We start from the raw sequence: 26,450 nt of genomic DNA on the forward strand, positions 1-26,450 counted from the left end.
AGGGCGGCGTAAAACACCGTCCGGCCGTGCCGCCACCCCCGTCGGCACGGCCGGACGGTGTTTTACTCCGCCCTGGCCCCTTCCTCGTCAAAGGAATCCCGCGATGTCCGATCCGAACTCCGCGACCGCCGGTCCGACCGCCGGTCCGACCGCCGGTCCGACCGATGGTCTGACCGATGGTCCGGCCTTCCCGCGGCTGCGCGCCGACGTCTCCACGCTCCCCCGCTACGTGCCGGGCAAGGCCGCCGCCGACGAGTTCGTCGACAAGCTCTCCTCCAACGAGAACCCGTACCCGCCGCTGCCGTCGGTGATCGGCGCGGTCGAGAGCTGGCTGGGCCGGCTCAACCGCTACCCCGACCCCTCCTCCGCCGAGCTGACCGCCGAGCTCTCCGCGCGCCTGGGCGTGCCCGCCGACCACCTGGTCCTGGGCACCGGCTCCGTGGGCATCACCCAGCACCTGGTCGCGGCCGCCGCGGGCCCCGGCGACGAGGTCGTCTTCGCCTGGCGCTCCTTCGAGGCGTACCCGCTGCTGGCGTGGGCCGCCGGGGCGACCTCCGTACAGGTGCCGCTGCGCGACGAGGCGCACGACCTGGACGCGCTGGCCGACGCGGTCACCGACCGCACCCGCATCGTCTTCGTCTGCAACCCGAACAACCCGACGGGCACCGCCGTGCGCCGCGCCGAGCTGGAGCGGTTCCTGGACCGGGTGCCGCCCGAGGTGCTGGTCGTCATCGACGAGGCGTACCGGGAGTTCGTCGGGGACGAAGAGGTGCCCGACGGCATCGAGCTGTACCGGGACCGCCCCAACGTCGCCGTCCTGCGCACCTTCTCCAAGGCGTACGGGCTGGCCGCGCTCCGCGTCGGCTACGCGGTGGCCCACCCCCGGGTGACGGCCGCGCTGCGCGCCTGCTCCGTACCGCTCGGGGTGAGCGGCCCCGCCCAGGCGGCCGCGCTGGCCTCGCTGCGCGCCACGGAGGAGCTGCGCGAGCGGGTCGCCGACCTGGTGGCCGAGCGCGAGCGGGTCAGCGCCGGCCTGCGCGCCGAGGGCTACGAGGTCCCCGAGAGCCACGCCAACTTCGTCTGGCTGCGCCTGGGTTCCCGTACGGCCTACTTCGCGGACGCCTGCGAGGCGGCCGGCCTGATGGTCCGCCCCTTCGGCGACGAGGGCGTGCGCATCACGATCGGCTCCCCGGACGCGAACGACCGCCTCCTGAAGACGGCGGCCCACTGGGACCGGTAACCCGGCACACGGTCGCGAGCAACGAGGAATCCCCGGGGCGGCTTACGGACCGGTGTTCACCCTCAGGTGCGAGTGGTGCCGAGGATGATGACGGCGAGGCCGCCGAGCAGGATCACGACGTAGAGGACCTGCCGGGCGTACTCGGTCATCAGCAGGTCCGACGGGGCGCTGTGCCCCGAGCCGGCTTGCACGGGCCAGTGGGGCCGATCGGGTGGGCAAACAGGACGGGGCGGCCGCCGGAGGCCGACTCGAAGGGGATCCGCTCGGCCGCCCCACGGATGGCCTGGTCGCAGAACACGCAGAACCGTCCGCCCTCGTACCTCATCCGGTCGCCTCATCGCCTCGTACCGGCTCCCGGTATTGGCTGGCTTCCGCGAGGTTCCGCAGGATGCGGGCCAGGGCCCTCGCGTGGTTCCAGTTCACGTGGTCGCCGTGGCTCGACGGGCCTACGTCGATGAAGTACGACCACTCGCTCAGCGCGGCTCCCGCACGTTCGGTCCTCTGGGCCGCCGGAACCTGAGACACCTCGGTGTGAAGTTCGTATCCCACGGTGATCAGATCATCGACCAGGCGGGCCACACTTTCGGCGTCGGGGCGCTCCGAATAGGGAGCTAGAGCGCGCGCAGTGAGCTCCTCAACCGTCGGCGTCTTGCTGGGGTTCATCCTGATGCTCCCTACCGTCGTCAGCGGGTGGTGGAACCAGGGTGACGGCGAGGCAACTGAAGAAGGGGCCCGATTTGGGCCCCTCTCCCTACGCGGCCAGCATGCCGATATCGACAGCCAGTCGGCTTGCCCGTTGTCGGCGCTCCGGCACCCGTGACGTGGTCTCCTCCAGCACGATGGAGCGGGCGTACCCGTTGTAGCGGATCGTCTCCGGAGCGGCCGCGTGCGCCTGCTCCAACGTGGCCAGCGCAGTCTCGCGCTGCCCATCCAGGTAGTAGGCGCGGGCCTGCTCGATGCGGTGCCGGGCCCGGCGCGGCCGGGACGGGATCGCGCTGGTCTCAGCCCGGTTGGCCTGCCGTACGGACTCTCCGCCGGCTCGAAGCTCAACCGCGACGGTGACTCCGTGGGCCCCCATCACAGCTCGGCCGAAGGACGTCACCCGATGGAAGTAGTTGGCGGGCAGCTGGCGGGAAATACCGCCTGCCCGGTCCCACCATCCCCACGCGGTGCCGGTGTCACGGCGTTTCGCAGCAGTGAGTCCGGCCTCGACGCGGAGGGCTCCCGTGATCGCCTGCACGTCGAGCGGGGCGTCGGGTAGCCCGGGCTCCAAAAGTTGCAGCGCTTGCATGACGAGGTCGTCCGCCTCGTCGTAGTGACCCGGACCGGAGTCCCGGTGAGCCTGCGCAGCCAGCCACGCTGCCACGCCGATCGCATGCAGGTCCTCGGATTCCTGCGCGGCGACCATGCCACGCTCGGCCACCCGCCACAACAGGGAGGGGTCCGGCTGGTAGGCGACGAAGAACTGGGCGAGGAAGAACGTCTCAGCCTGGAGGGCGAGGGCTGCGCGCCGGTCGCTCGCGGTATCAGCCTGGCGGACGCCGAGCTGTGCGTCACGGACCAGCCCGGGCAGCAACTGGCCCAGGATCTCGCGGTGGTTGGGCGCCTCATGTCGGGCGGCCCAGGCGGCATCCAGCGCGGCCCGCAGATACACCTTCGTGGGTGCCTCCCGGGCGCCGGGCGCCGGGTATGCAGACAGCGCAGCGCGGACTGCGGGGAGACGATCATGACCGGGCCCGAGGAACAGGTCGGTGTGTGGTTCGGCGCCGACATCGCCCACGAGGTCGTTCAGGCGGCGGACGCGGAGCACTTCGGCGATGCGGAGGATCTCCGGCAGGCGCGGCATTCCCATGGTGCCGGTCTCGATCTTCTTGACCCACGAGGCGTGGTGGCCGAGGAGGCCAGCCAGTTGCTCGCGGGTCATGCCTCGGCGGTTGCGGTAGATCTGGACACGTTGCCCGAACGCGACGGGGTTGTCGTACGGGTCGGGCGTAGCATCGGATGACACGGCCTTGCCCCTTCGTTGTACAGCTCGACACTGACCAGCGTAGGGGGCTGGGCCTTTCTTGTGCGCCCGTGGACGCACAAGAAAGGCCCAGCCAGGTTCGGTTCGATGGCCCGCCTGGAAGCCAAAACCCGTGTCGGGCCCAGCCACAGAAGGTGCGCCCAGTGCAGCCCGCACCACGTATCCGGCGTACGGGCGCTACTCCGCACCACAGACGGCATCAGCCACTGTGCTGCTTGCCTCCGAGGGAACCCCACTCGTCCTGCCACCGGATATCCGACCCGTACCGACGAAGCGAGCACCGGAGCGCAGCGCAGGGCGCAGCCAACCCGTGGAGTCCGCAGACGCACACCGGCATCAGTGGGCTCTTATGGAAAAGAGGGCAGTTCCGAAAAACCTGCTCTGACCTGTGAGTTCACCAACGTCGGTGTGTCAGCGCTGACACATCGGCAGGCGAGGATGTGTCGCCGGGCAGCACCAACGACACTATTTCCTCCCAGTGAAGTGGGAGAAAAATACAAATACCCTGGTCAGTCAAGGGGAGGTCTCCGGCGCCCGCGGAGAGCGTGTCGGCGCCAACACGCAAAAGTCACACCGGCTGGGAGGATTTGTCCCAGTGCACTGGGACAACCCATTAGGCTGCGTGACGACTTCCCCCTTGAGTGAGGACGGAACCCACGCACATGCCGCGCCCCCAGCCCATTCGTCGAGCGTCCGGCTCGCAGCCTCCGCTCGTGCCCGTCTCCGACACCGGCGAGGAGTTCAGGGAGACGCTGACCGAGAAGTTCGCGGACCTCATCGGGAAGACGCCGGTGCGGGGCCGGCCGGTCCAGCAGGTGGACGTCAGTGTCCGGGTCACTCAGCGGGCCCCACACGAGATGTACGGGACGGCCGGCTTCAGCGCCGTCAGCAACGAGTTCCTCAGCGAGGTCCTCGCCGTCCTCATCGCCCAACACGGCATGTCCCCGATCCAGTCCGCCGTCCTGGTCTGGTGCATCGGCAAGCAGAAGGAGGGCTGGGTCAAGGCGACGCACAAGCTGATCGCCGAACGACTCGGGGTCGAGCGGGCCAACGTCACCCGGGCCGTCAGCCGCCTGGAAGAGTGGCACATGATCCAGAAGGTCCGCCCCGGTGTCCTCTTCGTGAATCCCCTGATCGGCTTCATGGGCAACGGCGACCGTCAGCAGGAGATCCTGGCTAAGCTGCGGCAAGGGACCCCAGAGAACGCGTTTCCCCTGCTCAACGCTCCACCCGCCCCACGAAGCGCGCAGTTGGAACTCGGTCAGGACCAGGAGGAGGCGGCATGCTGATCCAGGCGACCTTCGGACACGGAATGCTGCACAAGCTGAAGCTCTCCCGCGGCGCCCAAGACCTCCTGAGCGTGCTGATCGAGCTCCAGGAGCCGGGCGGCGAGGTACGGATGTCCCAGCAGGAGCTCGCCGCTCGTGTGGGCCTCGGCAAGAACGCCGCCTCGACCGCCATGGCCTCACTAGTCGACCGGCACCTCGTTCTGCGACCGGAGAACAGCTACCGCACCTACATCCTGCATCCCTACATCGCGGGCTACGAGACCATCGAAGCCCTCGCGGCCGCAGTGCAGGAAGCAGCCCGCCGCATCCAGAACGGCACGCTCGACGAACCATCGGCCCCCCGCTACGAAACCGCGCCCCCCAAGAGGCAGCACCGGGAACTCCGAGCCGTCAGCGGCGCGTAGCTGCCGCCCGAAAGCGACGCCAACTTCGTCTGGCTGCGCCTGGGTTCCCGTACGGCCTACTTCGCGGACGCCTGTGAGGCGGCCGGCCTGATGGTCCGCCCCTTCGGCGACGAGGGCCTGCGCATCACGATCGGCTCGCCGCACACGAACGAGGCGGCGCACTCCGACGTGTTGTCGGGGTACGCCGCCTTCGGACGGGACGGCTTGCGGGAGCGGGCCCGCGCTGTCACGACCGCTACTTCGGGTCGCTGTTGAACTTCGAGGCCGACCAGAAGTAGCCGAGCACCGCGAGGCCCACGCACCAGGCGACCGCGAGCCACCCGTTGTGGCCGATCTCGCTGCCGAGCAGCAGCCCGCGCAGGGTCTCGATGGCCGGGGTGAACGGCTGGTACTCGGCGATCGGCTGGAACCAGCCCGGCATCCCCTCGACCGGGACGAAGGCACTGGACAGCAGCGGCAGGAGGATCATCGGCAGCGCGTTGTTGGAGGCGGCCTCGGCGTTCGGGCTGATCAGGCCCATGCCGACGGCGATCCAGGTGAACGCCAGGGCGAACAGGACGAGCAGCCCGAAGGCGGCCAGCCATTCCAGGGCGGTGGCGTCCGTGGACCGGAAGCCGATGGCCACGCCCACGGCGCCCACGAGGACCACGCTCGCGATCGACTGGAGCACGCTGCCGATGACGTGCCCGATGAGCACCGATCCGCGGTGGATCGCCATCGTGCGGAAGCGGGCGATGATGCCCTCGGTCATGTCGTTGGAGACGGACACCGCGGTGCCGATCGTGGTGGAGCCGATGGTCATCAGCAGGAGGCCCGGCACGAGGTAGGCGATGTAGTCGGACCGGTCGCCGCCGCCGATGCCCGCGCTCATCACGTCGCCGAAGATGTAGACGAAGAGCAGCAGCAGCATGATCGGCGTGAGCAGCAGGTTCAGGGTGAGGGACGGGTAGCGCCGCGCGTGCAGGAGGTTGCGGCGCAGCATCGTGGCCGAGTCGCGGACGGCGAGGGAGATCGAGCTCATCGGACAGCCTCCTCGGGCTGGTCGGTCTTGCCTGTCTGGTCGGTCTGGCCGGTCTTGCCGGTCTGATCGGTCTGGCCGGAGCGGCCGTGCCGCGGGTCGGTGCCGGTCAGGGCGAAGAACACGTCGTCGAGGTCGGGGGTGTGGACGGTGAGCTCGTCGGCCTCGATGCCGGCGGAGTCCAGCCGGTCGAGCACGGAGCGCAGCTCGCGCTGGCTGCCGTCGCTGGGGAGCTGCAGCGTCAGCGCCTCGTCGTCCCGGGTGGCCTCGCGCAGGGTGGCGGCGGCGAACTGGTACGCGGACGGGACGGAGAAGCGGAGCCGGATGTGGCCGCCGGGGATCAGCCGCTTGAGCTGGTCGGCGGTGCCCTGGGCGGCGATCTTGCCGTCGTTGAGCACCGCGATGCGGTCGGCGAGCTGGTCGGCCTCCTCCAGGTACTGGGTGGTGAGGAAGACGGTGACGCCGTCGGAGACGAGCCCGCGGATGATCTGCCACATGTTGTGGCGGGCCCGGGGGTCGAGGCCGGTGGTCGGTTCGTCGAGGAAGATGATCCTCGGGTCGCCGACCAGGGTCATGGCGATGTCGAGGCGGCGCTTCATGCCGCCGGAGTAGGTGGAGGCGGGCTTCTTCGCGGCCTCCACCAGGTCGAAGCGCTCCAGGAGTTCGGCGGCGACCCGCCGCCCTTCCCGCCTGGACAGGTGGTGCAGGTCGGCCATGAGGAGCATGTTCTCCTCGCCGGTGATCAGCCCGTCGACGGCGGAGAACTGGCCGGTGACTCCGATCGCGGCGCGGACCGCCTGCGGGTCGGCGGCGAGGTCGTGGCCGCCGACGCGGATCGGGCCGGAGGCGGGGTCGGGGGAGACTAGGGTGGAGAGGATCTTGACGGCGGTGGTCTTGCCGGCGCCGTTCGGGCCGAGGAGGGAGAAGACCGTTCCCTCGGGGACGCTCAGGTCGATGCCGTCGAGCACGACCTTGTCCCCGTAGGACTTGCGCAGCCCGTTCGCGGTGATGGCGGGGTTCGTCATGGAGGGTGCTCCTTTTCAGGTTTACAGGCTGCGGGCGGTGACGTTGCCGTAGGCGGTGGTCGCGTGGATGTTGAGGCCGGCGGCGGCGCCGTCGGTGTTGCCGAGGGCGTTGTGGATCCGGCCGTACGAGGTGCCGGCATCGAGGGTGGCGGACACCCCGCGGGCGGCACCGACCGAGATCTCGCCGTACTCGGTGCGCAGTTCGACGGTGCCGTGCACGGCCTCGGTGATGGAGAGGTCGCCCTTCTGCGTGCTGATCCGGGCGGACCCGCCCAGATGCCCGACCGAGACGTCACCGGCCATCAGCGTCAGCTGGACGCTCTGCGCCTCGTCGAGCTTGACGGAACCCTGCGCGCCCTCGAAGGCGACGTCACCGAGGCGTCCGACGCCCCGGAGTTCGGCGCTGGCCGCCTTCGCCTCGACGCGGGAGCCGGCCGGCAGCTGGACGGTGACCTCGACGGATCCGGAGGAACCCAGGATCTGGTTCTTCGCCTCCGGGGCCTTAATCCGCAGGACGCCGTCGCCGTACTCGACGGTGGTCTGCTCGGCCGCCTTCACGTCGCGGCCCTTGGAGGCGTCCGCCGGGCGGACCTCGACCGCGGTGTCCGCCCGGTCGGTGGCGATGAACCGGACGCTTCCCGCGGGGATGTCCAGGACGGCCGAGATGGGGGCGGGGGTGACGAACTTCTGCATGATGTTCTCCTGCGACTCGTTGTTTCCGATGAGTGAAAAGCTACGTTGCTTTCCAACTCCCGACAAGAACTTCATTGCGCAGAATCCACATCTCCGCAGCTCAGAGCCCAGATTTCGTTGCGAAGGACCACAATCAAACGCAACGACGAACCCGCCAACCGTTGCAATGAACTGAAAGTGAACGCTATACTGGAGCCATCGGCCACCCCGGAACAGACCAGGGAACTGGTCACGGGCCGGACCACGAAGGAGACCGCGATGCCGGGAGGCAGACTCACCCAGCAGGAACGCCAGCAGATCGCGCTGGGGGTGGCCGACGGCCTCGCCTACGCGGAGATCGCCAGGCGCCTCGACCGTCCGACCTCGACGATCACGCGCGAGGTCATGCGCAACGGGGGCCCCACCGGCTACCGCGCCGACCAGGCCCACCGCGCCACCGAACGCCGCGCACACCGGACCAGGCAGCCCGCGCCGCGGGGCGCGGGAACGGCCCCGCAGGCCTACGGCCGCGACGCCGACGCGGTGCGCGCGTACGAGGAGGTGTTCACCAACGTCATCGTCGCCTCGGGCATGCCCAAGATGACGGCCCGGGTGATGGCCGCCCTCACCCTCACCGACGCGGGCAGCCTCACCGCGTCCGAACTCGTCCAGCAGCTCCAGGTCAGCCCGGCGTCCGTCTCCAAGGCGATCACGTTCCTCGACGAGCAGGGCCTCGTCCGCCGGGAACGCGACGAAGGCCGCCGCGAGCGCTACGTCGTCGACGACGACGTCTGGTACCAGTCGATGATGGCCAGCGCCCGCTCCACCGCCCTGATAGTGGAGACCACCCGCCAGGGCGTCGCCGTCCTCGGCTCCGACACCCCGGCCGGCACCCGCATGGAGAACATCGCCCGCTTCCTCGACTTCGTCACCGAGAGCATCACCCGCGCCGCGGAACAGGCCCGCGAGATCCTCCACGCAAAGCCGGAACCGCCCCCGGGCGCCGAGCGCGGATAGACAGCCGCCTTGGTGGTCACAGCCAGCGCAGGATCCACGGGAACGTCTCGCCCGTGACTCCCGGCTTCGGGCGGCCGGAGTCGGCAGCTTCAGGTTGGGCAGGTCACCCGCCTGGATGCGGACGAAGGCCACGCGGAACGCCACCTCCATGGTCTCGGGGCTCTCGTACTTCGCCGCGAGCGGGTGAAGCCGGTACGAGTTGCCCTGACGCTCCTCACTGCGCGGCCTGAGGACGATGTTCAGGTCGCACAGGGGTGCCATGAGCCCGCTGACGGCTTGGGGCGTGACCCCGTACTCGACCGCCATGTCCTTCTGGCGGACCGGCAGCACTCCCCCGAAGTCACTGCGGGAGACGAGGTACTGGAGGAACTTCACGGCGGACCCTGACAGAGGCAGGGCCCAGATCCGCTCGGCGATGATCGGAGACATGACGTGAGGCATGGGACAGCCTTCCTCTGGGAGAGGCAACCGTACGGGGGTCAAGCAGCGCGATCACCCGGTGCGCCTCCTGCCGCGCACAGCCTCTTTGACGGCGAAGCCGAGGTCGAGCTCTTCCTGATGGGCGCCTTGCGGACCCACCGCGTACGGGAACGCCTCGGTGTCGTGCCCGTGGCGGTCGGCGATCTCTGCGAGCACGGCGTGCTGGGCCGTGCTGTTGCCGTGGAACCACAGGCGCACGTTGATCTGGACACGGCCGTTGCCGGCTTTCTCCACCCAGTTGTAGCCGCACAGCGCCTGAACGGCGCGGTTGACCGTGGACCGCGTGATCATCTTGCCGCCCTTCTGCGCGGCGATCCTGTTCAGCCCGTCCGTGATCTCCTGCTGCGTGTACTGGGTGATGCCGGTCCCCGGAAGCTGTCCGCCGGCCACGAAGAGGAACACGCAGAGCTGGGACTTGGTGATGCTGTTCGCGACGGCCAGCTGCGCCAGCAACTGTGTGAACCAGTTGCTGGCCAGGCTGTATCCGGCGTCTCCGGCCATGTCGTGGACGGCTCTCGGATCCGCCGCGTACTCGAAGTGGACTCCCGTGAGTCGGCGGCGACCACCGGGGTCGGCGGCGTGTGCCGCCTGCTGCCCGAGCTGTTGGCCCAGGACGGCCAGGATGTCTCCGTACTCGGCTTCGTCCCCCGCGGCCGTGGCAGCGGGAACAGGCCGGGGCCCGCGCTGCCGATGACGGGCGGGCGGATCAGATGTCACAGGACCTCCTAGTGGCTCAGGCGGTCCGAGACATCCAAAAAATCAACGTGTGCTTGTCTTTTCGCATACAGGCGCACCGGAGCCACCTCTGCGCGGAACCCCGTTCGATCGGGGCGCCAAAACTCCACAACACGTGAAGTTATTTTGCCGTCAAGGGCCAAAAATCCATGGCTCCTTGATTTACACGTGTCGCAATGACGACACATTCGCAAGCCTCGGCGTTCGATCGAAGGCGTCGCGCCACCTCCCTGCCCGACTCGCTGACCTGCACCGTTCGGCGGCCGATCAGCGCCACCAAAAAGTTCACGATCAATTGAGTTTTCCACGAAATGTGCTTGCCGGGAACACATTCCAGAGGTCCAAATGTGTCCTGGGGGACACATACCGTCAGACAAACCAGCAGGTCAGGAGCTTAAGTTGGCGGCGCCCTCTTACCAAAGAGCAACGTGAGCGACGGCATCAACGGGCGCCGGCCCTCTGTGAGCTGTACTCCCGCGCATCTTCCGCCCGACGCACCGACAACAGGCAGCTGCCATACGGCTCCCCTCCCTGGACCTCAGCCGACACACCCTGGCTTCCTCCGGCCCTCTCGCTCCGTACGGCCCGCACTCCCCCTCCTCAGCCCGATCCAAGCTGGACCACGTTTTCCCGCGTCCCTCATGCCCAGTGAGGGCGCCCCGCGCCCGAGGGGTGCACCGGCGACCGTCAGGGAGCCGGGGCAGGGCATGAGGGGGAGCGGGTCCAGGGCGCCCGAGCGCCTGGCGAGGGGGTCTGGGGGGCGAGTAGCCCCCCATGCCAAGGCCGGTCCAGCGCGGCCAGGCGCTGGCGGGGTCCAGGGGCTGGCCCCTGGGATTCACGGTCCGCGGCCGAGGACGTAAGAGAACCCGGATCCGGAAAGGGGTGTCCCGGGGGCGTCAGGAGGCGAGCGAACGTCGAACCCTGCTGATCGCGTGCTGAGCACCAGCCCCGAAGACGGCGGACTCTCGCAGCGTCTTCCACACGCGCAGGTGGGTGGCGATGCTGTCAGCGTCGTCCAGCCACATTTCGGCATGCCAGGTCTCGGTGGTCACCAGCCGGTCGTCGTAGATCCAGAAGCCAGCACCAGGGGGAAGCTTCAAGGGGGCCCCGAGCGGGACGATCCCCAACTCCACGGTGTCGAGGCCGACCACACCCAAGAGGCGGTCAAGCTGGGCCGCGAGTACCGGGGGCGGGCAGATCTGGGCGTGCAACACGGCTTCCCAGAGCAAGATCTCGTACCGCTTACCCGCGGCGTACAGACCCTCTTGCCGCCTCATCCGGGAGCGTACGGCCTCTTCGATGTCCCTTGGCGTGTGGTGCAGTTCGGCAAAGTGGGTGAGCATGGCACGGGCGTAGTCAGGCGTTTGGAGTACACCCACGACCCACGACGATTCCCACGCCCTGAGGACCGTCGAGCTTGCCTGCACAACGTTGTGAGCGTCCTGGACGGGCTTTTGCCCGGCGGCGAGTTGGCGGCGCCACGAACGCATGTGGGACTCGAACCCGCGGAGCCGGCTCAGCAGCTCCGCGTACGCATCCGGCTGTCCGGTCGCCTCAGTCCACTCACGCAGGTCGTCAGGGGTCGCCGTCTGCCTGCCGTTCTCAAGCTTGCTGACCTTGCTCTGCCCCCAGCCAAGGCGCTGGGACAGAGCTGTACCGGTGATACGGCCCTGCGGCCCCGACTCGCGTAGTTCACGCAGCCGGAGCCCCAATGCCTCGCGCGCCTTCTGAAAGTCCGTCACCGGCACCTGCTCTGTCCTATTTCCCTACGGGGCTGCCGTGAGGCCGGCCTCGAACGTCTTGTACGGGACCGCGTAGTGCCACGCGGCATCCCTCACCTGGGCGTAGCGGTTGACCTCAACCGGCTCCGTGATCAGCTCAACATCGACCAAGTTGTCGGCCTCATCGAAATTGAGGACGGCGACGATCCTGGAGTCAAAGATCCAGAAGTCCTCGGCCGGCAGCTGGAGCCGCTCGGCGTCCTTCCTCCACAGGTTGCGGATGTCCTCCCCCAGCGCCGCATTCTTGTCGGCGTGCGCCAGGAGGTATCGCTGCCCCACGGTCACGGGGTCGTCCACGATGCGCACGCGGCCGACAGTCACACCTCTCTGCGTCTTCTCCCGAATGGTGACGCTCCACGGGGTGCCCAGGTCCCATGCCGGAGTCTCGCCCCGCAGGAACTGGGTGTACGTCTCGGTGCCCTCGTCGGACGCGTACCGGGACCGTGTCTCCAGCCTCCAGGCAGTGTGCTGGAAGTTCTCGAACAGCTTGCCGAAGGCGTCCAGGTCGATGATGCGGGGCACGCGAGAGACCTCCTTCGGGCCGAAGTCCACCAGCAGCTCACGCGGGACCACGATCGGCACCTCACCGTCAGACAGGTGCCGGAGCTGGGCAATGTCCTCAGGGTCTGTGAGCGGCGTTCCGTGGACGATGATCTCCTTGCTGTCCAGATCCTCGTGCACAGCCGGGCAGCCACCCTCGCCGCTACCCGTGCCGTTGAGCCGCAACCTACGTGCCATCACGCTGACCTCTCGCCGGAAGGACGGGGACTCCTGTCAAGCGTCCCCGCCGCCGCTCCGGAATGTCGAGGCATACCAGCACACTGCGCGAGAATAATTGAGAATAGTCTCAACATGGCCCAACTCCACCTCCCTACCGTTCCGTTCATCAGCACGAGACGGGCAGCAGCGGAGGCGACATGGCTGTGACCACAACCAAGAAGCGCAACGGGACTTGGAGCGGCATGTGGCAACAGGTTCCGCAGCGTGATCCGTTCCCCAGAGCTGACGCCGTCACGGTCGCAGGGTGCGCCGACTGCTCAGAGCTGATCGCCCTTCGCTCTGCCGCACGCAAGATCCTGGACGCGAGTACGGCAACCGACTGCAACATCCGGATCCGGCTCCACTCCGAGGAACACGGACGGAAGGCTCAGGCATGACTGCCCCCGCCTCTCAGGCCGAGCCGACTCACGTCCCCAAACCTGTACCGGGCTGTAAGACCTGCGCCCATGAAGCGATCTTCCGACGGGCGGCGATCAAAGCCGGTGACGAGTCCATCGTGGCCGACTGCGACACCCGAATCAGGGAGCACGGTACCGGGCACCGCGGGTGACCGCCGGGGAGACAGTCGCCGACGAGCAGTTGACGTACCCAGGCGGCCCGTACGCGGACTCTCCGGCCGGTTGGTGGACTGAGTACGGCGGGGTGCTGGACAGACGATCAGGGGTCATCTTCTGGCCCCCGGGCAGTAGTCGCCCCCGTCCGTGCTTCGACTGTGACTGCGAACGCGGCAGGAAGGCTCGTGACGATTCAGAGGTGCGCGGCCCAGACACGGGCACCCGCTGATCCCTTGATCGGCAGCGCCATGGAGGACCAGGCCGGCGGGGCCGTCCTCCATGGCGGGGGCGCCGCAGGACCGGTCAATGGAGAACATCGCCCGCTTCCTCGACTTCGTCACCGAGAGCATCACCCGCGCCGCGGAACAGGCCCGCGAGATCCTCCACGCAAAACCGGAACCGCCGCAGGGCAACGACCGCCCATAACCGCCCGCCCGTCCCGCACGAGGGGCGGGCGGCCCCAACGGGCGGGGTTTCGTGGCCTCAGTTGTTGACGACCCTCAGGTGCGCGGCCGGCTGCTCGCGCTCCGCCTCCACCGTCGGCGTCAGCCGGAAGACCTTCACCGGGCCGACACTGTCCACGACTTCGAGCCACCCGAGCGCCTCGAGCTCCTTGCGTGTCCGGGAGAAGACCGGGGCGCTCATGCCCGCGGTCTCGGCGAGTTCGGTGGCCTTGATCCAGACCGACCCGTCCGGTCGCTGCTCGGCGGCCGCGTACAGCATGACGACGATCCGCTGGTTCGGGTTCAGAACCCGTCCCGTGCGCTTGAGGACGTACAGCACGTCCTCGCTGCCGTGGACCTTCATGTCGCGTCTCTCCTCGTCTTCTTGCGTTGGCGGTCTCTCGGCTTCGGAATCCTCATCTCCGGGGGGTTCCAGTCGGAAACCGCCTCACGGTGTTCGAAGCCCGTTCCGATGAACGCAAGGTACGGGGTCGTTCGATAGAACTTCGTACGGCCGATCCCACCGGACTCGACCAGCAGGCGAGCTCCCTTGAGGACCTTGATGGTCCTGGACAGGGAGTCCGGACTCATATTGAGTTCGGACGCGACGGCCACACCGGTCATCTGGACGGGCCCCTGGCGCTCCTCCGTCGCGAACCAGTACCAGACCAGCACCCGGAACTCGCGGTCGCTCAGACCTGAGTCGGCTGAGGCCAGTTGGCGGCCTCGGCGGATCCCGACGTTGATGTGGGGTCCGTCGAAGGCGTACGGGGCACGGGGAACCTCCTCCATGTCGCCCGTGTCTGGATCGACGAGGGCGAGGACCTTGCTCCGTGCCGACTCCGCCATCTGCGAACCGCCCCATCCCTTAGCCACGAGCCACGCGGCCCTTCCCCAGACCGACGCACTTAGCACATTGCACATTACCGCATGGCTAATCAACACCCACCCCGAACGGGACATTCTTTGCTCATCGCTAATCAACCGAGCCTCGGGACTGGAGCGCCCGTCAAGACAACGATGTGCACATAGCTAACTGACCCGACCCCAGGATCTACTCAACCCGATCCCAGGATCGGGTTACCTGATTCCAGGATCGGGTTACCCGATCCCAGGATCGGGTTGCATTAGACGTTTCCGCAGGTCAAAAGCGTGCGGGGGCTGCGTCCTCTTAATACATGGAAAGGCCCGTGCCCACCCGGCGGCTCTCGACGGGTGGCTGCTCGCCCTGTCGCTCCGCTCCAGCGCTCCCAGGTGGGTCCACCTCTTGGACTTCGGCTGCCCGATCACGGGGGTCGCCGACCGGGACAAGCAGCAGCGTGGCTGATGCCGGACGGGGCTGAGCGAATCCGTGGGCGCCGGTGGGCACAGGTGCGGGCTTCGTCTGGGCACACCTTCTGTGGCCGGGGTCGCATCTGGTTTGCCCCGGTGCGGAATCGAGGGTCCCCCGCGCGAACCGCTGCCCGAACCGGGCCCCCTGGCCCCCAGGGCCCCTATCGGCCGCGCCTGGCGGGCTGAGCGAGGAAGCCGCCGGTCAGATGACCGGCGGGCGGCCCAGGCGGGTCATGCGGGCCGCCGTGCGCCAGGACATCGGGCGCCGGGGGCCTCCGCTCGTGCGCACGCCTTCGGCGAAGCCGGCGGACCAGGCGCGCAGACCCGCGGCCGACCGGGTGCGGGCGAGCGTCAGCAGCGTCCACACGCCGAGGTAGACGGGGACCAACAGGGCCGGCAGACGCCGCTTCGCGAGCCACACCCGGTTGCGTGCGGTCATCCGGAAGTAGACCGCGTGGCGGGCCGGGGAGGTCTTGGGGTGCTGGAGCACGAGCGCCGGTTCGTAGAGGATGTCCCAGCCGGCGTCCAGGGCCCGCCACGCCAGGTCGGTCTCCTCATGGGTGAAGAAGAACGGGTCCGGCCAGCCCCCCGTCCGCTCCAGCATCCGCATGGACAGGGCATGGCCGCCGCCGAGGAAGGCCGTCACCAGGCCCCGTTTCATCGGGTCCTTGGCCCTCAGCCGGGGCACGTGCCGGCGCTGCGTCTCGCCGTGCTCGTCGGCGATCCGGAAGCTGACGATGCCGAGCCGGACGTCGGCCGCGTACAAGTCGGCGATCCGGCGGACCACGTCGGTGTCGACCAGCAGGCCGTCGTCGTCCAGGTCCACGAGGACGTCGACGTCGCCGGACTCCCGCAGTTCGCGCCAGGCGACGTTGCGGCCCCCGGACACGCCCAGGTTCTCCGCCAGCTCGATCACGGTCACACCGTCCGGCAGCCCGGGAAGCGCGCAGCCGTTGCCGACCACCACGACGCGGACCGAGGGCTCGTCCTGCGCGGCCACCGAGGCCAGCAGGGCCCGCAGTTCGGGCATCCGGTCGCCCATGGTCAGCACGGCCACGCCCACCCTCGGTCTGCTCACTGCCCACCACTTCCCTCCGGCTCCGGACGAAGGAGTGAGCGTACCGGCGCCCGGCAGGGGGTGCCGGGGCCGGGCGCCGGAGCCGGGTGGCCGGTGCGGGTCAGGCGAAGAGGCGGGTCAGTTCCTCGTGGAAGGCCGGGAAGGTCTTGGCCACGCACGACGGGTCGTCGAGGGTGATGCCGGGCGCGCGCAGGCCGAGCACCGAGAAGGACATCGCGATCCGGTGGTCGCGGTGGCAGGCGATGGTGGCCGGGGCCGCGGTCCCCGGGTGGACCGTGATCCGGTCCGGGCCCTCCTCCACCCGGATGCCGAGCGCGCGCAGGTTGCCCGCGACGGCGGCGATCCGGTCGGACTCCTTCAGGCGGGCATGGGCGATGCCGGTGATGGTGATCTCGGCATCGGCCAGCGGGGCGATCGCGGCCATCGTCATGAAGGTGTCGGAGATGTCGCCCATGTCGACGGTGAACCCGCCGCGCAGCGGGCCCGTGCCCGTGACCTCCGTCCAGTCCGCGGTCGTCGTCACCCGCGCCCCGGCCAGCCGCAGCACGTCCACGAACGCCGTGTCGCCCTGCAGGCTCCCGGTGCCCAGGCCCTGCACCCGTACGGTGCGGCCGGTGACGGCCGCCGCCGCGAAGAAGTACGAGGCGGTCGAGGCGTCCGGTTCGATGTCGAGGTCGGCGGGCGCGTAGCCGCCCGAGTGGACGGTGATCGCGCCGTCCGCCTCCTCCACGCGCGCCCCGAAGTGCCGCATCAGGGCCAGGGTCATGTCCACGTACGGCCGGCTGACCAGGCGCGGTACGTCCACCGTGAGCGGCCCGGCCATCAGCGGGGCGGCCATCAGCAGACCGGAGAGGTACTGGCTGCTGAGCCCGGAGTCCAGCTCGATCCGGCCGCCGGCGAGCCCGTTCGAGGTGAGGGTGAAGGGCAGCCCCGCGGCGCTCGTCCTGGCCCCGAGGCGGGTCAGCGCCTCCAGCAGCGGGCCGAGCGGGCGGGCCCGCAGCTGGTCGGAGCCGTCGAAGGAGACGTCGCCGTACCCGGTGGCCGCGAAGGGCGGCAGGAAGCGGGCGGCGGTGCCGGCGTCCGCGCACCACACCCGGACGGGGCCCGCCGGGCCGGTGCCGCGGCCGGTGACCTGCCAGACCTCGCCGGATCCGTCGCCGTACCCGGAGCCGTCGCCGTAGCCGTACCCGGCGTCCCCGACGTCGCGGACGCTGGTGCCCAGGTCCGTCAGCGCGGCCCGGAAGGCGAGGGTGTCGTCGCTGACCAGCGGCGCGCCGAGGCGGCTGCGCCCGGGGGCGGCGGCCGCGAGCAGCAGCGCCCGGTTGGTGATGCTCTTGGAGCCCGGGATCCGGGCCTCGAGCACGGTGGCGGTCATCGGACCGTGGAGTTGCGGCGGGCGGCGCGCTCGAAGCTCGCGCGGGCGGCGGCGGCGACCTTGGGAGCGGTCAGCCCGTGCAGCTCGTACAGGGACTGGTACGGGGCGGAGGCGCCGAAGGAGTCGATGCCCAGCGAGGTGCCGGCCGCGCCGACCAGGGCGTACCAGCCGAGGCTGGAGCCGGCCTCGACGGAGACGCGGGCCTCGACACCGGACGGCAGCACCTCCTCGCGGTACGCCTCCTCCTGCGCCTGGAACCACTCCAGGCAGGGCATGGAGACCACGCGGGTGGCGAGGCCCCCGTCCTGCAGGATGCGCCGGGCGTCGAGGGCGATGGGCACCTCGCTGCCGGTGGCGATGAGGATGGCCTCGGGGCGGCCGCCGTCGGCCTCGGCCAGGACGTAGCCGCCTCGCGCCGCGCCTTCGGCGGGGGACAGTCCGCTCTCCCCGCCGCGTTCCAGGACGGGCAGGTTCTGCCGGGACAGGCACAGGCCCGCCGGGCGGTCGTCGTTCTCCAGGATGGTGCGCCAGGCGATGACGGTCTCGTTGGCGTCGGCGGGCCGGACCACGTCCAGGCCGGGGATGGCGCGCAGCGACCAGAGGTGCTCGATCGGCTGGTGGGTGGGGCCGTCCTCGCCGAGTCCGATGGAGTCGTGGGTCCAGACGTAGGTGACGGGCAGCTTCATCATGGCCGCGAGGCGGACGGCGGGGCGCATGTAGTCGGAGAAGACGAGGAAGGTGCCGCCGTAGGGGCGGGTCCCACCGTGCAGGGCGATGCCGTTGAGGATGGCGCCCATGGCGTGCTCGCGGATGCCGAAGTGCAGGGTCCGGCCGTACTGGTGGCCGGAGTAGGCCTCGGTCGACAGTTCCTCGGGGATGAAGGACGGTTCGCCCTTCATGGTGGTGAGGTTGGACTCGGCGAGGTCCGCGGAGCCGCCCCACAGTTCGGGCAGTACGGAGGCCAGCGCGTTCAGCACCTCGCCCGACGCCTTGCGGGTGGCGATCTGGCCGCCGGCGGGGAAGACCGGCAGGTGCTCCTGCCAGCCCTCGGGCAGCCGGCGCTCGGAGAGCCGGTCGAAGAGCTCGGCGCGGTCGGGGTTCAGGGCGCGCCAGTCGGCGAGGGTCTTGTCCCACTGGCGGTGCGCCTCGGCTCCGCGGTCGGCCACCTGGCGGGCGTGGGCCAGGACTTCGGCGGGGACCTGGAAGGAGAGGGAGGGGTCGAGGCCCATCGCGGCCTTGGCGCCGGCGGCCTCCTCGGCGCCGAGGGCGGATCCGTGGATGCCGCCGGTGTTGCGCTTCTTCGGCGCGGGCCAGCCGATGATCGTGCGCAGCGATACGAGGGAGGGTCGGTCGGTGGTCTCGCGGGCCGTGGTGAGCGCCCGGTGCAGGGCCCGCACGTCCTCGCGGTACTCGCCTCCGGCGGTCCAGTCGACCTCCTGGACGTGCCAGCCGTACGCGCGGTAGCGGGCGAGGGTGTCCTCGGAGTGCGCGATCTGCCGGTCGTCCTCGATGGAGATGCGGTTCTCGTCGTAGAGGACGACGAGGTTGCCCAGGCGCTGGTGGCCGGCGAGCGAGCTGGCCTCGTGCGCGACGCCCTCCTCCAGGTCCCCCTCGGAGGCGATGGCCCAGACGGTGTGGTCGAAGGGGCTCTCACCCGCGCGCGCCTCCGGGTCGAACAGGCCGCGCTCGCGGCGGGCGGCCATGGCCATGCCCACGGCGTTGGCGAGGCCCTGGCCGAGGGGGCCGGTGGTGGTCTCCACGCCGGGGGTGTGCCCGTACTCGGGGTGCGCGGGGGTCAGACTGCCCTCGGTGCGCAGGCCCTTGAGGTCGTCGAGGGTGAGCCCGTAGCCCGACAGGTAGAGCTGCGTGTAGAGGGTCAGGCTGGCGTGGCCGCAGGACAGGACGAAGCGGTCGCGGCCGGCCCAGCGCGGGTCCCGCGGGTCGTGCCGCAGGAGCTGCTGGAAGAGCAGGTACGCGGCCGGCGCGAGGCTCATGGCGGTGCCGGGGTGGCCGTGGCCGGCCGCCTCGACGGCGTCCACGGTCAGCGCGCGGGCGACCTCGACGGCCCGGCGGTCGGCGTCCTCCCAGAGCAGGGCGGGCGCGGTGCCCTGCGGGGCTGTGGCGACGGTCATCTCAGGCCTTCCTGTTCGGGGGATACGGGGACGGGTCGGGTGCGGATGCGAGTGCGAGTGCGACTGCCCCGGCGGGTACGGGGACTGCGGCGCGGGCACCGGGGACTGCGGCGCGGGCACGGGGAACTGCGGCCCCGGCGGGACCCGCGGCGGGCAGCAGGAGCGGGGCCGGGAAGGGGAACCGGGCCGCTGCGCCCGCGGCGGCGCGGGCGCAGCGGCGCGCGCGGGCGCGGGCGTAGCGGACGGCGGGCCGGGTCACCGGCTCAGCCGCTCGTAGGCCGCGGCGAGGAGGGCCTCGTCCGGGGCGGTGAGCAGGGCGGGGCGGCCGATGGCGTCGAGGACGACCAGGCGCAGCCGGTTGCCGCGGGTCTTCTTGTCGATGCTCATCGCGTCGCGCAGCGGCGCCCAGGCCCCGGTGTGGCCGGTGGGCAGGCCGGCGGCGGCGAGGAGGGTGCGGTGGCGCTGCGCCTCGGCGGCGGACAGCCGGCCGTCGAGGCGGGCGAGTTCGGCGGCGAAGACCATGCCGGCGGCCACCGCGTGGCCGTGGCGGACGCGGTAGCCGGCGACGCGCTCGATGGCGTGGCCGAGGGTGTGGCCGTAGTTGAGGTGTTCGCGGCGGCCGTCTTCCCTGAAGTCCTCGGTGACGACCTCCGCCTTGACGCGGATGGCGCGTTCCACGAGCTCGCGGGTGTGGAAGGCGCCGGCCGGGTCCTCCTCGACCAGGCGCAGGATCTCCGGGTCGGCGATGAAGCCGGCCTTGATGACCTCGGCGAGGCCGCTGGCGTAGTCGGCGGGGGGCAGGGTGTCCAGCAGGTCCAGGTCGCACAGGACCCCGGCGGGCGGGTGGAAGGCGCCGACGAGGTTCTTGCCCTGGGGCAGGTTGACGGCGGTCTTCCCGCCGATGGCGGCGTCGACCATGCCGAGCAGGGTGGTCGGCACGAGCACGAGCCGTACGCCGCGCAGCCAGCCGGCGGCGGCGAAACCGGCGAGGTCGGTGGTGGCCCCGCCGCCGACGGCCACGACGGCGTCGGAACGGGTGAACCCGGCGTCCGCGAGGGCTCGCCACAGGCCCACCACGACGGTCATGTCCTTGGCGGCTTCGCCCTCGGGCACTTCGAGGGAGACGACGATGCGTCCCTCGTCGGTGAGTTCGCGTGCGATCGCGCGGGCCGTGGTCAGCAGGGTCCTGGAGTGGACGACGGCCACCCGCAGCGGTCCGGCGCCCAGCACGCGGCCGGTCTCGCCGGTCAGGCCGCGGCCCACTACGGCCTCGTACGGCCGTTCGCCGCCGATGGGGATGCGGGTGCGTCCCGTGGTGCTTCCCGTCGGGCTCCCCGCCAGGGTCGGGGCGCTCACCGGACGGCCAGGTTCTCGAGGTAGCCCCGGTGGTTGCGGGAGGTCTCGGCGAGGGAGTCGCCGCCGAACTTCTCCAGCGCGGCGTGGGCGAGGACCAGCGCGGTCATGGCCTCGGCGACGACGGCCGCGGCGGGCACCGCGCAGACGTCGGAGCGCTGGTGGTGGGCGGCGGCTGGCTCGCCGGTGGCGACGTCGATCGTGGCCAGGGCGCGCGGCACGGTGGCGATGGGCTTCATCGCGGCGCGCACGCGCAGCGGTTCGCCGGTGGTCATGCCGCCTTCGACGCCGCCGGAGCGGGCGGTGCGGCGGCGGATGCCGTCCTCGCCCCGCTCGATCTCGTCGTGCGCCAGGGAGCCGGGGACCCGGGCGAGGCCGAAGCCGTCGCCGAACTCGACGCCCTTGATGGCCTGGATGCCCATGAGGGCGGCGGCCAGCCGGGAGTCGATGCGCCGGTCGCCGTGGACGTGGCTGCCCAGGCCCGGCGGCAGCCCGTAGGCGAGGACCTCGACGACTCCGCCGAGGGTGTCCCCGTCCTGGTGGGCCCGGTCGACCTCGGCGACCATGGCGGCGGAGGCCTCGGGGTCGAGGCAGCGCACCGGGTCGGAGTCGACGCGTTCGGTGTCGCCGGGGCCGGGCACCACGCCCTCGGGGGCGGCGGCCGCGCCGAGGGAGACGACGTGGCTGACGACGGTGATCCCGTACGCCTGCCACAGGAGGGCGCGGGCGACCTCTCCGAGGGCGACGCGGGCGGCGGTCTCGCGGGCGCTGGCCCGCTCCAGCACCGGCCGGGCGTCGTCGAATCCGTACTTCTGCATGCCGGCGAGGTCGGCGTGGCCGGGTCGGGGGCGGGAGAGCGGGGCGTTGCGCGCCCGGCCGGCGAGGACTTCCGCGTCGACGGGGTCGGCGGACATCACCGTCTGCCACTTGGGCCATTCGGTGTTGCCGATCTGGATCGAGACCGGTCCGCCCTGGGTGAGGCCGTGGCGGACGCCGCCGAGGAAGGCCACCTCGTCCCGCTCGAAGGCCATCCGGGCGCCCCGGCCGTGGCCGAGGCGGCGGCGGGCCAGGGAGTCGGCGACCGCTTTGGTGGAGATCTCCACTCCGGCGGGCAGGCCTTCGAGGACGGCGGTGAGTGCGGGGCCGTGCGATTCGCCCGCGGTGAGCCATCGCAAAGTGCTCAAGGGTGATCCTCTGTCGTGCGGCGCGCGCTGCGCCGGCGGGGTGTGCGGTGCGGGGGGCGGTGCCGTGTGCGGCTGTCTCCTATGCACATCTCCGAGCCCACGAGACTGGCTGCAATCCTGTTTGACTGCTTTTTACCCCGTTCCGCCTTCTCCCCACACCCCTCATCCACCCCACCCATTCACTGCCCGGAGCCTCCGTCCCAGCTACCCGTCCAGGCGGCGGTAGCGCCCGGCGTGTACTTCGATCCGGCGGGCGACGCCGGGGTCCGCGATCGTGAGCGGTCGTACGCGCAGGAGCCCGCTGGCATCCGGGGCAGGCTCTCCGGGCGGGAGCAGCCCGGCGTCCTGGGCGACGCCGTCGATCCACCGGCCGCTGGGGCTGAGGCGGCCTCGGAGTTGGCGCACGACCGGGGCGGCGCCGAGGTAGACGACCCGGCGGCGGGCCTGTTGGTAGGCGCGCAGGTTCGCCCGCAGCTCGCTGTTGGTCTTCGGGGTGAGTTCGACCTCGATGGCGACCACGGGCCCTCCGGGCGGGACGAGGACCAGGTCCGGCCAGTGGACCGCGCGGGTACCGGCGGGGACCGCGAGGGTTTCCCCGCGCCGTGCGCCCTCGGGCACCCCGGGGACGCCGAGGTCCGCGAGGAGCTCCGCCGGCCTCCCGGGGACCGCCTCCGCCGCACGGACCTCCCGTTCCGTGAACAGCACGTTCCCGGCCGCCTCCAAAGCAAGCCCGACGTCGGCCAGCGCCAGGCGGTGCAGCATCCGCTCACCCGGCCGGGACGGCGCCGACAGCCCGGTGCCCGCGATGCGCGCTCCGCGCTCGGTGGTCCACACGACGGTGCCCGCCCACCTCACCTCCGCGGAGCGGTCCAGGAGTCCGGCCTCCGCCATCACCCGGGTCCGCAGCCGTGCGGTCTCGAGTCTCCCGCCCCAGCACGCGGCGGCTGCCTGGTGCAGGGTCAGCGTCCCGTACCGCGTCGCCAGTGCGAGCAGCTTCTCGTCGGCCTCGGTGCGCATCCAGCCGTCGCCCCGGGTCTCCCCGGTCCCGCGCACCGTGCGCCGGCGCTCTGCCCGTACCCGGTACGCCCCCGGCGTCTTCTCCATCTCCATGGCCTTCTCTCTGTCCTTACTTGGCACGCGCCACCGCTGCTCGTGGTGACGTGAGAGGCACTGTGACCTGCGAAGAGGACAGGAAGCCGTACAGGTTTCCTCCACGCCTGCCTGGAGCAGGAGCCGGAGCACCAGGCGGCGGAGGCCGACCGCTCCAGGCGTACAGACGGAGAGCGGATACGAGGACGTCGCAGGGGCTGGCCGGCTACCCGGAGGACTTCAGGCGGTCGACGCCGCAGATTTCGCAGGCGCTCACACCTGACTCTGCGAGGACGACCCGCGCCTCATCACCACTCAGGACTGCGCCGCCATCAGCGGGAAGCCAGCAGCCGGCATGGTGAACCGTCCGGGCGCCGGGAACCAGGCCTCCTGGACACACGATCCAGCGGTCTCCGGAGGGCGGCCAGACCCCTTCGACGTACGCCGAACTGGACGGTCCACGGACGGCAGCCTGCACCGTTCCCCGGGTACGGACGGCACGGTAGGAGACGCCCGCCAGGGGCCGCACGTGAGTGGAGGGCAGCGTGATCTGATGCTCCGCGGCCTCGACGACTCCGCCGTCCCGCTCCTGCCACACCGTGAGCGTCACCTCGCCCAGCCACGCACCTGCAGGGGACCTGGTCCATCCCCGCAGCCCGCCGACCAGCGCCTGCCCGTCCGGCAGCAGCACCCTGACCGGGGGCGGGCCCTCCGCGTCGTTGCCCCTCACACCGCGCGGGCCCGGCGCAGCAGCTCGGTACGCCGAGCAGGCGAGCATCCGGGAGCCGCCCAGTAGGGGTGGGCGGCCAGCACGCCGGACAGGTCGATGAGCCGGCGACGCAGGTCTGTGGAGCCCTGTGTAGGGGTGAGCCGGGCGAGCGCCTCGTAGGTGCGGATCCACTCGTGCTGGAGGCGGATCAGGTCGTGGGGGAAAAGCGGAGCCATCTCCTCAGTAGCTCACATGTTCGATTTCAAGGGCAAGGTGACATCTCTGGATGACAGGCCATTGACCCTGTTGGGTCCAATGGGTCTGATGTCATCTGATCAGTTACGGAAGGCACGGCGGAGCCCACCCCAGGGCTCCGGGGTGGGCTCCGTCCTCGTTCGTGTGGTTGGCCTCCAGAGGGTGCTGGGGGGCGCTACGGTGCCGGAATGAGTGAGCCCTTCGCCTCGGGCGAGGACCATCCGGCGTGCGGGATCTGCCCCTCGAAGCGGCTGCCGCGCGAGGCCTTCGTGGTCTACGACCGGCCGTCCTGGGAGTGCCCGTTCAACCCGGCCGACGGCTGGCGCTACACCGCCGACGGCACCCCGGCCTGTGTCCACCCGCACAAGATCGGGGTGGAGCCGGACCGGATCGCACCGCCGCCGAAGCCGATCGCGCTGGACGACGAGCCGGCGGCTACGCCGCGGCCGCGAAGGCGATGGCTGCCTTCTTTCCTCGCTCGGTGATGCCGATCTCGGCGTAGAGGCCGTCCAGGATCCGGCGGCGGCGCTCGGTCTCGCCGGCGTCGATCCAGAACCGTTCGTTCACCGGGCCGAAGGCCGCGCGGTAGCACTGGTGGGTGAAGTCGCCCGGGACCCAGGTTCCGCCGGACATCCCGTCCTCCATGTCCGTGGCGTGGACGAAGAGGATGCCGGTCCGCCTCTGGATGCGGGACATGACGGTGAACTGGGCGATCAGCGCGTGCGACATGACGTCGACCGGGACCGGCAGCGCAAGTTCGGCGGCCTTCTCGTCGAGGCCGGTGAGCTCGTACATCGCGGACTTCAGCGCCATGGCGCGCATCGTCTCAACGAACAGTGCCGGGGCGTCCGCGAAGGCGTCGTAGCGGTCGATGACGGTGTACCCGAAGCAGTCGGTCCAGTCGCTGTTGTACTTCGCGCAGCTCTCCCACAGGCGGCCGAATTCGGGGTCGGCCTCCCAGACGGCGAGGATCTCCCGGGCTCGTTGGGCGACGGTCTCGGGCTGGATGACGGTGGTCATGGAGGTGCCCTCTCTGCGGTCGGATGTGGTGCCCGTACGCCCGTGGTCGGGCTGGTACGGCGGTGCTGGGCTCCACACCCGGGGTCGGTCGTCCGCCCGGGTGCGGAGCGGTCAGGGGGCCCCGTGGGGTTCGATGTTGCCCACGGCGGTCGGCAGCTCGCGGCCGCCGGTCTCGGGGAGGATGTAGGCGCGGCGGGTCCAGTGCGGGCCGGTGTGGGTGTCGACTTCCTCGAGGACGACGGCCATCAGTTCGCCCTCGGTGCCGGAGGCGATGTCGCGGACCCGGTGGCCCAGCAGCGGGTGTTCCTCGCGGCCCAGGGCGAGCTCGGCCTTCTCCTTCACGCTTCGCCCCCGTCGGTGGCGCTCTCCTGCTCCTCGTCCTGGTCGCCGAGGAAGCGGGCAAGGCCACGGTCCGCGCGGGCCAGCAGCTCGGGGGAGGGGGTGCCGTAGGCGGGCTGTGCCAGGGTCCACTGGGTGGGCTCCGGGCTGTTGGTGGGTGCGCTCATCAGGGGGCCTCCGTGCTGCCGGTGGAATCCCAACACCCTTGAAGCTAGGGATCCGGACAGAGGCCGCTCAACGTTCTTGCGGAAAATTGCGGACCTTCACCCGTGCGCTGCGGCGGCCCGCTGGATCAGGGCGATGGCGCCGGCCCCGTAGACGGCGGTTGCGGCGAGGTCGGCGAAGGCCTGCTCGTAGGTGGCGACCTCGCCGGGCGCGGTGATGGTGACCCGTGCGGACAGCAGCTCGATGCCGACCTGGACGTCGTCGTAGATGGTGAAGGACTCCATCGACCACAGCGGCCGCGGGGCGCGGGTGGCGACCACGCCGAGGGAGATCTGCGGCAGCCTGGCGAGCTCGGCCAAGTGCTCCAGCTGGGCGGCAATGGTCTCCGGGGCGGCGATGCGGGAGTGCAGAACGGATTCCTCGATGAGGAAGGCGAACTGGCGGCCGCGCTTGTGCAGGACCCTGGACCGCTTCACCCGGGCCGCCGCTGCGGCCTCGACGTCGTCGGCAGCACCGTGGAACGTGCCGTACGCGGTGATGACGGCGGCCGCGTACTCGGGTGTCTGCAGCAGGCCGGGGACGACGTGGGAGCAGTACACGCGGAAGGCGCGGGTGCGCTCGACCAGGGGGACGATCTCCTTCTGCAGGCTGGCCAGCCCGGCCCGGTTCAGGCGCTTCCACTCCACGTACATGGAGGTGGCGCTGCGGGCGGCGGCGATCAGGTCCTCGGCCTGGCCGTCGGCGCCGCAGGCCGTACACCAGGCGCGGATGTCGGCGTCGGAGGGCAGGGCCCTGGTGTTCTCGATCCGGGAGGTCTTCGCCGGGTGCCAGCCGCACGCGACCGAGAGCTGGTGGCCGGCCAGACCCGCGTCCAGGCGAAGGTGCCGCAGGCGCGTGGCGAGCGCGGTGCGGGCGGCCTGGGCACTGGACAGGGGCGAGGTCATCAGCGTGTTGC

Annotated in this window: 27 protein-coding genes and 2 pseudogenes; 7 read left to right on the forward strand and 22 right to left on the reverse strand. The window is 70.6% G+C overall.

All coding sequences use genetic code 11. The features are described from left to right. Positions 1–103: 103 nt before the first annotated feature. Entirely contained in the window at positions 104–1,240 is a 1,137-nt protein-coding gene (gene hisC, locus DRB89_RS21930; protein WP_112463396.1) for a histidinol-phosphate transaminase, read from the forward strand. Positions 1,241–1,302: 62 nt separating this feature from the next. On the opposite strand, the gene DRB89_RS46015 is transcribed toward hisC, so the two are convergent. From DRB89_RS46015 to DRB89_RS21940, 3 genes are all read right to left on the reverse strand, one after another. Continuing rightward, positions 1,303–1,431, reverse strand: coding sequence for a hypothetical protein (locus DRB89_RS46015; RefSeq protein WP_275431995.1), 129 nt, complete (start codon positions 1,429–1,431; stop codon positions 1,303–1,305). A gap of 130 nt (positions 1,432–1,561) precedes the next feature. Continuing rightward, entirely contained in the window at positions 1,562–1,903 is a 342-nt protein-coding gene (locus DRB89_RS21935; protein WP_112449980.1) for a DUF6415 family natural product biosynthesis protein, read from the reverse strand. Between the two features lie 88 nt (positions 1,904–1,991). After that, on the reverse strand, positions 1,992–3,248 hold the full coding sequence (locus tag DRB89_RS21940; RefSeq protein WP_112449981.1) for a helix-turn-helix transcriptional regulator: 1,257 nt from the start codon (positions 3,246–3,248) through the stop codon (positions 1,992–1,994). 731 nt (positions 3,249–3,979) lie between these two features. On the opposite strand from DRB89_RS21940, the gene DRB89_RS21945 reads away from it, so the two are divergent. From DRB89_RS21945 to DRB89_RS44755, 3 genes and pseudogenes are all read left to right on the forward strand, one after another. Further along, entirely contained in the window at positions 3,980–4,555 is a 576-nt protein-coding gene (locus DRB89_RS21945; protein WP_162688681.1) for a MarR family transcriptional regulator, read from the forward strand. Further along, positions 4,549–4,959, forward strand: coding sequence for a hypothetical protein (locus DRB89_RS21950; protein ID WP_112449983.1), 411 nt, complete (start codon positions 4,549–4,551; stop codon positions 4,957–4,959). Before DRB89_RS21945 ends, DRB89_RS21950 begins: the two co-directional genes overlap by 7 nt. Before the next feature lie 6 nt (positions 4,960–4,965). Further along, positions 4,966–5,214: pseudogene (locus DRB89_RS44755) on the forward strand (hypothetical protein); the annotation flags it as partial. On the opposite strand, the gene DRB89_RS21960 reads toward DRB89_RS44755, so the two are convergent. From DRB89_RS21960 to DRB89_RS21970, 3 genes are read right to left on the reverse strand one after another with little or no spacing between them, the layout of a single operon-like run. Continuing rightward, complete coding sequence (locus DRB89_RS21960; protein ID WP_112449984.1) at positions 5,195–5,980, reverse strand: ABC transporter permease; 786 nt, start codon at positions 5,978–5,980, stop codon at positions 5,195–5,197. The pseudogene DRB89_RS44755 and the gene DRB89_RS21960 sit on opposite strands and share 20 nt — an antisense overlap. Next, positions 5,977–7,002, reverse strand: a complete 1,026-nt coding sequence (locus tag DRB89_RS21965) for an ATP-binding cassette domain-containing protein (protein ID WP_112449985.1) — start codon at positions 7,000–7,002, stop codon at positions 5,977–5,979. The genes DRB89_RS21960 and DRB89_RS21965 overlap by 4 nt, the downstream gene beginning before the upstream one ends. Positions 7,003–7,023: 21 nt before the next feature. Beyond that, entirely contained in the window at positions 7,024–7,695 is a 672-nt protein-coding gene (locus tag DRB89_RS21970; RefSeq protein WP_112449986.1) for a DUF4097 family beta strand repeat-containing protein, read from the reverse strand. 258 nt (positions 7,696–7,953) lie between these two features. On the opposite strand from DRB89_RS21970, the gene DRB89_RS21975 reads away from it, so the two are divergent. Continuing rightward, positions 7,954–8,691, forward strand: a complete 738-nt coding sequence (locus tag DRB89_RS21975) for a helix-turn-helix domain-containing protein (protein WP_112453624.1) — start codon at positions 7,954–7,956, stop codon at positions 8,689–8,691. A gap of 492 nt (positions 8,692–9,183) precedes the next feature. Here DRB89_RS21975 and DRB89_RS21985 read toward each other — a convergent pair whose 3' ends face one another. The 3 genes from DRB89_RS21985 to DRB89_RS21995 all read right to left on the reverse strand — a co-directional run bounded on the left by DRB89_RS21985 (position 9,184) and on the right by DRB89_RS21995 (position 12,425). Continuing rightward, positions 9,184–9,888 carry a hypothetical protein gene (locus DRB89_RS21985; RefSeq protein ID WP_112449988.1) on the reverse strand — a complete coding sequence of 235 codons (705 nt, stop codon included), beginning with the start codon at positions 9,886–9,888 and terminating at the stop codon, positions 9,184–9,186. Positions 9,889–10,802: 914 nt separating this feature from the next. Then, complete coding sequence (locus tag DRB89_RS21990) at positions 10,803–11,648, reverse strand: helix-turn-helix transcriptional regulator (protein WP_112453625.1); 846 nt, start codon at positions 11,646–11,648, stop codon at positions 10,803–10,805. A gap of 24 nt (positions 11,649–11,672) precedes the next feature. Beyond that, on the reverse strand, positions 11,673–12,425 hold the full coding sequence (locus tag DRB89_RS21995; protein WP_112449989.1) for a DUF6879 family protein: 753 nt from the start codon (positions 12,423–12,425) through the stop codon (positions 11,673–11,675). A 902-nt stretch (positions 12,426–13,327) separates the two neighbouring features. On the opposite strand from DRB89_RS21995, the pseudogene DRB89_RS22005 reads away from it, so the two are divergent. Then, positions 13,328–13,447: pseudogene (locus tag DRB89_RS22005) on the forward strand (MarR family transcriptional regulator); the annotation flags it as partial. Positions 13,448–13,504: 57 nt separating this feature from the next. Here the strand turns inward: DRB89_RS22005 and DRB89_RS22010 are convergent. The 9 genes from DRB89_RS22010 to DRB89_RS22050 form a co-directional block, all read right to left on the reverse strand. Next, the gene (locus DRB89_RS22010; protein WP_112449990.1) at positions 13,505–13,828 is read right to left on the reverse strand and encodes a winged helix-turn-helix domain-containing protein; all 324 of its coding nucleotides are present in this window, start codon (positions 13,826–13,828) and stop codon (positions 13,505–13,507) included. Further along, positions 13,825–14,313: a MarR family transcriptional regulator gene (locus DRB89_RS22015; RefSeq protein WP_112449991.1), complete on the reverse strand. Its 489-nt coding sequence runs from the start codon at positions 14,311–14,313 to the stop codon at positions 13,825–13,827. Before DRB89_RS22015 ends, DRB89_RS22010 begins: the two co-directional genes overlap by 4 nt. Before the next feature lie 685 nt (positions 14,314–14,998). Continuing rightward, entirely contained in the window at positions 14,999–15,874 is an 876-nt protein-coding gene (locus DRB89_RS22020) for a glycosyltransferase family 2 protein (RefSeq protein WP_204357785.1), read from the reverse strand. A 100-nt stretch (positions 15,875–15,974) separates the two neighbouring features. After that, on the reverse strand, positions 15,975–17,249 hold the full coding sequence (gene aroA / locus DRB89_RS22025) for a 3-phosphoshikimate 1-carboxyvinyltransferase (RefSeq protein ID WP_112449993.1): 1,275 nt from the start codon (positions 17,247–17,249) through the stop codon (positions 15,975–15,977). Beyond that, positions 17,246–19,381: a transketolase gene (gene tkt / locus DRB89_RS22030; protein ID WP_112449994.1), complete on the reverse strand. Its 2,136-nt coding sequence runs from the start codon at positions 19,379–19,381 to the stop codon at positions 17,246–17,248. Before tkt ends, aroA begins: the two co-directional genes overlap by 4 nt. 255 nt (positions 19,382–19,636) lie before the next feature. After that, positions 19,637–20,737 (reverse strand): 3-dehydroquinate synthase, encoded by a 1,101-nt coding sequence (aroB, locus tag DRB89_RS44760; RefSeq protein WP_239516279.1) that lies wholly within the window; start codon positions 20,735–20,737, stop codon positions 19,637–19,639. After that, positions 20,734–21,918 carry a chorismate synthase gene (gene aroC, locus DRB89_RS44765; protein WP_239516280.1) on the reverse strand — a complete coding sequence of 395 codons (1,185 nt, stop codon included), beginning with the start codon at positions 21,916–21,918 and terminating at the stop codon, positions 20,734–20,736. Before aroC ends, aroB begins: the two co-directional genes overlap by 4 nt. A 204-nt stretch (positions 21,919–22,122) precedes the next feature. After that, on the reverse strand, positions 22,123–23,028 hold the full coding sequence (locus DRB89_RS22040; RefSeq protein ID WP_112450074.1) for a hypothetical protein: 906 nt from the start codon (positions 23,026–23,028) through the stop codon (positions 22,123–22,125). Positions 23,029–23,733: 705 nt separating this feature from the next. Then, complete coding sequence (locus DRB89_RS22050) at positions 23,734–23,952, reverse strand: hypothetical protein (RefSeq protein WP_112450072.1); 219 nt, start codon at positions 23,950–23,952, stop codon at positions 23,734–23,736. Between the two features lie 207 nt (positions 23,953–24,159). On the opposite strand from DRB89_RS22050, the gene DRB89_RS22055 reads away from it, so the two are divergent. Continuing rightward, positions 24,160–24,456 (forward strand): hypothetical protein, encoded by a 297-nt coding sequence (locus tag DRB89_RS22055; RefSeq protein WP_112450071.1) that lies wholly within the window; start codon positions 24,160–24,162, stop codon positions 24,454–24,456. Here the strand turns inward: DRB89_RS22055 and DRB89_RS22060 are convergent. From DRB89_RS22060 to DRB89_RS22070, 4 genes are all read right to left on the reverse strand, one after another. Further along, complete coding sequence (locus DRB89_RS22060) at positions 24,407–24,991, reverse strand: hypothetical protein (protein ID WP_112450070.1); 585 nt, start codon at positions 24,989–24,991, stop codon at positions 24,407–24,409. The genes DRB89_RS22055 and DRB89_RS22060 overlap by 50 nt on opposite strands. A 111-nt stretch (positions 24,992–25,102) precedes the next feature. Beyond that, positions 25,103–25,333: a hypothetical protein gene (locus tag DRB89_RS22065; protein ID WP_239516281.1), complete on the reverse strand. Its 231-nt coding sequence runs from the start codon at positions 25,331–25,333 to the stop codon at positions 25,103–25,105. Then, on the reverse strand, positions 25,330–25,497 hold the full coding sequence (locus DRB89_RS43775; RefSeq protein ID WP_204357791.1) for a hypothetical protein: 168 nt from the start codon (positions 25,495–25,497) through the stop codon (positions 25,330–25,332). The genes DRB89_RS22065 and DRB89_RS43775 overlap by 4 nt, the downstream gene beginning before the upstream one ends. A gap of 96 nt (positions 25,498–25,593) precedes the next feature. Next, positions 25,594–26,439, reverse strand: a complete 846-nt coding sequence (locus tag DRB89_RS22070; protein ID WP_343234559.1) for a helix-turn-helix transcriptional regulator — start codon at positions 26,437–26,439, stop codon at positions 25,594–25,596. Positions 26,440–26,450 lie beyond the last annotated feature (11 nt).

This window comes from Streptomyces sp. ICC4, from assembly GCF_003287915.1.
GTDB classification, from domain to species: Bacteria; Actinomycetota; Actinomycetes; order Streptomycetales; family Streptomycetaceae; genus Streptomyces; species Streptomyces tritrimontium.

What these genes read in the sequence shown, in the direction of transcription:
- hisC (WP_112463396.1), top strand. Translation starts at nt 104, where the DNA reads ATGTCCGATCCGAACTCCGCGACCGCCGGTCCGACCGCCGGTCCGACC.
- DRB89_RS21935 (WP_112449980.1), bottom strand. Translation starts at nt 1,903, where the DNA reads ATGAACCCCAGCAAGACGCCGACGGTTGAGGAGCTCACTGCGCGCGCT.
- DRB89_RS21950 (WP_112449983.1), top strand. Translation starts at nt 4,549, where the DNA reads ATGCTGATCCAGGCGACCTTCGGACACGGAATGCTGCACAAGCTGAAG.
- DRB89_RS21960 (WP_112449984.1), bottom strand. Translation starts at nt 5,980, where the DNA reads ATGAGCTCGATCTCCCTCGCCGTCCGCGACTCGGCCACGATGCTGCGC.
- DRB89_RS21965 (WP_112449985.1), bottom strand. Translation starts at nt 7,002, where the DNA reads ATGACGAACCCCGCCATCACCGCGAACGGGCTGCGCAAGTCCTACGGG.
- DRB89_RS21970 (WP_112449986.1), bottom strand. Translation starts at nt 7,695, where the DNA reads ATGCAGAAGTTCGTCACCCCCGCCCCCATCTCGGCCGTCCTGGACATC.
- DRB89_RS21975 (WP_112453624.1), top strand. Translation starts at nt 7,954, where the DNA reads ATGCCGGGAGGCAGACTCACCCAGCAGGAACGCCAGCAGATCGCGCTG.
- DRB89_RS21995 (WP_112449989.1), bottom strand. Translation starts at nt 12,425, where the DNA reads ATGGCACGTAGGTTGCGGCTCAACGGCACGGGTAGCGGCGAGGGTGGC.
- DRB89_RS22010 (WP_112449990.1), bottom strand. Translation starts at nt 13,828, where the DNA reads ATGAAGGTCCACGGCAGCGAGGACGTGCTGTACGTCCTCAAGCGCACG.
- DRB89_RS22015 (WP_112449991.1), bottom strand. Translation starts at nt 14,313, where the DNA reads ATGGCGGAGTCGGCACGGAGCAAGGTCCTCGCCCTCGTCGATCCAGAC.
- aroA (WP_112449993.1), bottom strand. Translation starts at nt 17,249, where the DNA reads ATGACCGCCACCGTGCTCGAGGCCCGGATCCCGGGCTCCAAGAGCATC.
- tkt (WP_112449994.1), bottom strand. Translation starts at nt 19,381, where the DNA reads ATGACCGTCGCCACAGCCCCGCAGGGCACCGCGCCCGCCCTGCTCTGG.
- DRB89_RS22040 (WP_112450074.1), bottom strand. Translation starts at nt 23,028, where the DNA reads ATGGAGATGGAGAAGACGCCGGGGGCGTACCGGGTACGGGCAGAGCGC.
- DRB89_RS22050 (WP_112450072.1), bottom strand. Translation starts at nt 23,952, where the DNA reads ATGGCTCCGCTTTTCCCCCACGACCTGATCCGCCTCCAGCACGAGTGG.
- DRB89_RS22055 (WP_112450071.1), top strand. Translation starts at nt 24,160, where the DNA reads ATGAGTGAGCCCTTCGCCTCGGGCGAGGACCATCCGGCGTGCGGGATC.
- DRB89_RS22060 (WP_112450070.1), bottom strand. Translation starts at nt 24,991, where the DNA reads ATGACCACCGTCATCCAGCCCGAGACCGTCGCCCAACGAGCCCGGGAG.
- DRB89_RS43775 (WP_204357791.1), bottom strand. Translation starts at nt 25,497, where the DNA reads ATGAGCGCACCCACCAACAGCCCGGAGCCCACCCAGTGGACCCTGGCA.
- DRB89_RS22070 (WP_343234559.1), bottom strand. Translation starts at nt 26,439, where the DNA reads ATGACCTCGCCCCTGTCCAGTGCCCAGGCCGCCCGCACCGCGCTCGCC.